General features: G+C 66.3%; 3 protein-coding genes. All 3 read right to left on the minus strand.

The window, feature by feature from the left end; translation table 11 throughout:
• Positions 1–15: 15 nt before the first annotated feature.
• A complete protein-coding gene (locus tag FJ414_RS31255; RefSeq protein ID WP_140648195.1) occupies positions 16–1548 on the minus strand; it encodes an IS66 family transposase in 1533 nt (510 codons plus the stop codon).
• Positions 1549–1617: 69 nt separating this feature from the next.
• The gene (tnpB, locus tag FJ414_RS31260) at positions 1618–1974 is read right to left on the minus strand and encodes an IS66 family insertion sequence element accessory protein TnpB (RefSeq protein WP_140648196.1); all 357 of its coding nucleotides are present in this window, start codon (positions 1972–1974) and stop codon (positions 1618–1620) included.
• Complete coding sequence (locus FJ414_RS31265; RefSeq protein ID WP_140648197.1) at positions 1971–2411, minus strand: transposase; 441 nt, start codon at positions 2409–2411, stop codon at positions 1971–1973. Before FJ414_RS31265 ends, tnpB begins: the two co-directional genes overlap by 4 nt.
• Positions 2412–2496: the final 85 nt, after the last annotated feature.

Raw genomic sequence — 2496 nt, forward strand, 5'->3', positions numbered from 1 at the left:
TCGTAAGCGGTGTTCTCAGGCCACGGCCTTAAACTCGGGAGCGGCGACGTAGGCCCAGGGCAGGAGTTCGTCAATTTGGCTGTTCGGGTGGCCGTTGACGATTCTGGTGAGCACGTCAGCGAGGTAACCGAGCGGCTCGACAGCGTTGAGTTTGCAGGTTTCGATCAGCGAGGCGATGACAGCCCAGTGCTCGGCGCCGCCATCCGATCCGGCGAAGAGTGCGTTCTTGCGGTTCAACGCGATCGGGCGGATCGAGCGTTCGACGGTATTGGAGTCGACCTCAATGCGTCCGTCGTCGAGGAAGCGGGCGAGCCCCTCCCAGCGTGACAGCGTGTAGCGGATTGCCTCGGCGAGCTTGGTCTTCTGGCTGATCAGGCCGAGCTTCTCGCGCAGCCATGGCTCGAACTCGGCCAGGATCGGCCGGCTCCTTTCCTGGCGCACGGCACGACGGGCGTCTGCCGGCTGGCCGCGGATGTCGTCCTCCACGCGATAGAGCTCCGCGATGCGCCGGAGCGCCTGGCTGGCGATCGGTGCTGGGCCGGCTGCGGCGAGTTCGTAGAAGCGCCGGCGCACGTGTGCCCAGCAGAAGGCGAGCGTTGCACCGCTCTTGTCGGCGAGCACCCGATAGCCACCATAGCCGTCGACCTGCAGGATTCCGGCAAAGCCCGCCAGATGAGCGATCGGTCGCTCCGCCTTTCGGTCCGGCGCATAAACATAGGCGACGCCCGGCGGGTCGCTCCCGTTCCATGGTCGGTCATCGCGAGCGTAGGCCCAGAGCTGCCCGGTCTTGGTTTTGCCGCGGCCGGGATCCAGCACCGGCGCCGTGGTCTCGTCGGCAAAGAGCTTGGGCGAGGCTTTCAGCTTCTCCAGCAGCCGCTCGTGGACCGGACGCAAATGCCAGGCGGCGCGGCCGACCCAGTCGGCGAGCGTGGAACGGTCGAGGTTGATGCCCTGCCGGGCGTAGATCTGCGCCTGGCGATAGAGCGGCAGGTGGTCGGCATATTTGGAGACCAGAACCTGCGCGACCGTCGCCTCGGTCGGCAGACCGCCTTCGATCAGCCGGGCGGGCGCCGGAGCCTGCACGACCACGTCCTCGCAGGCACGACACGCATATTTGGGCCGGCGCACGACGACCACGCGCAGTTGCGCCGGCACGACGTCGAGCCGTTCGCTGACGTCTTCGCCGATCCGATGAAGTCCGTCGCGGCAGCATGGGCAGGCATGGTCCTCGATGTCGACGACCATCTCGATGCGCGGCAAATGCGCCGGCAGCGCGCCACGGTTCGCCCGCCGCTTTGCGGTGCGCTCCCTGCGCGTGGCAGGATCGGCACGCTCGGCCTCTTCCTCGCCTGCCGCCTCGATCTGTTCGGCCTCCTCGAGGCCAAGGAGCAGTTGATCTTCGGGCAGGCTCTCGGCCCGGCGGCCGAAGCGGTGACGCTGCAATTCCTTGATGATCTGGGTCAGGCGAGCATTCTCGACATCGCGCGCCAGGACCATCGCCTTCAGCACATCCGGATCGTCGGGAAGCTGGTCCGCTGTCATCGCCATGATCGGATCAGACCATATTCGCCAGTTCCGGGCGACAGCGGAATCCAGGCTGATTCACTTGGTCGCGGATCAACCCGCCTGCGCTGGAGCAAGCGTCCGGCGGGCCTCATGGACCCGGCGCCAATCAAGCCCTTCAAGCAGCGCCGACAACTGGGCGGCCGTCAGCCGCATCACGCCATCCTGCACCTTCGGCCAGCGGAACTCGCCATCCTCCAACCGCTTCGCATAGAGGCAGACGCCGCTGCCATCCCAGAAGATCAGCTTGATCCGATCCGTCCGTTTCGCGCGGAAGACATAAACTGCGCCGCTGAACGGATCGGCACCCATCGTCTCGCGCACCAACGCAGCCAACCCCTCCGCACCCTTGCGGAAGTCCACCGGCTTTGTCGCCACCATGACCTTGACGGCGCCCGTCGGCCCGATCACGAGGTTGCCTTCAGCGCACGGATCACCGCCGCAACCGTCTTGGCGTCAGCTCCCCGGCCGACCCGCATGGCGATGCCGTCAATCTCAAGCTCGATCACGCCAGCATCTCGGGCTGTCTTCCCCTTCCGCGGCTGCGCTGGACGCGTCGGCGCGGGTTCCGGAGGCGGCGCCGTCACCACCGCCGGCACGAAGGCCGGCGATTCCTGCTGCGCCGAAGCGGCCTGTTTGCGCGCTTCGCGGCGCCAGGCGAACACCTGCTGTGGCCTGAGACCATAACGCCGGGCGACTTCGGAGATGATTGCGTTCGGCTCCAGCGTCTCCGCGACGATCCTGGCCTTGTCGTCCAGCGACCAGTGACGCCGGCCGCCAGCGCCGTTGATCACCTCAAAACGCCGAGGCTGCCGCTCCGGGTCAAGCGTAAGGTCAAGTCCAGACACAAGCCTATCTCCGATCCCAATACAGGATCGGCAACCTCACAGATCGCGATCATTCCCGAAAGGTGGCCCGGAAACATCGCTTACG

This window comes from Mesorhizobium sp. B3-1-6 (genome assembly GCF_006439555.1).
GTDB lineage: Bacteria > Pseudomonadota > Alphaproteobacteria > Rhizobiales > Rhizobiaceae > Mesorhizobium.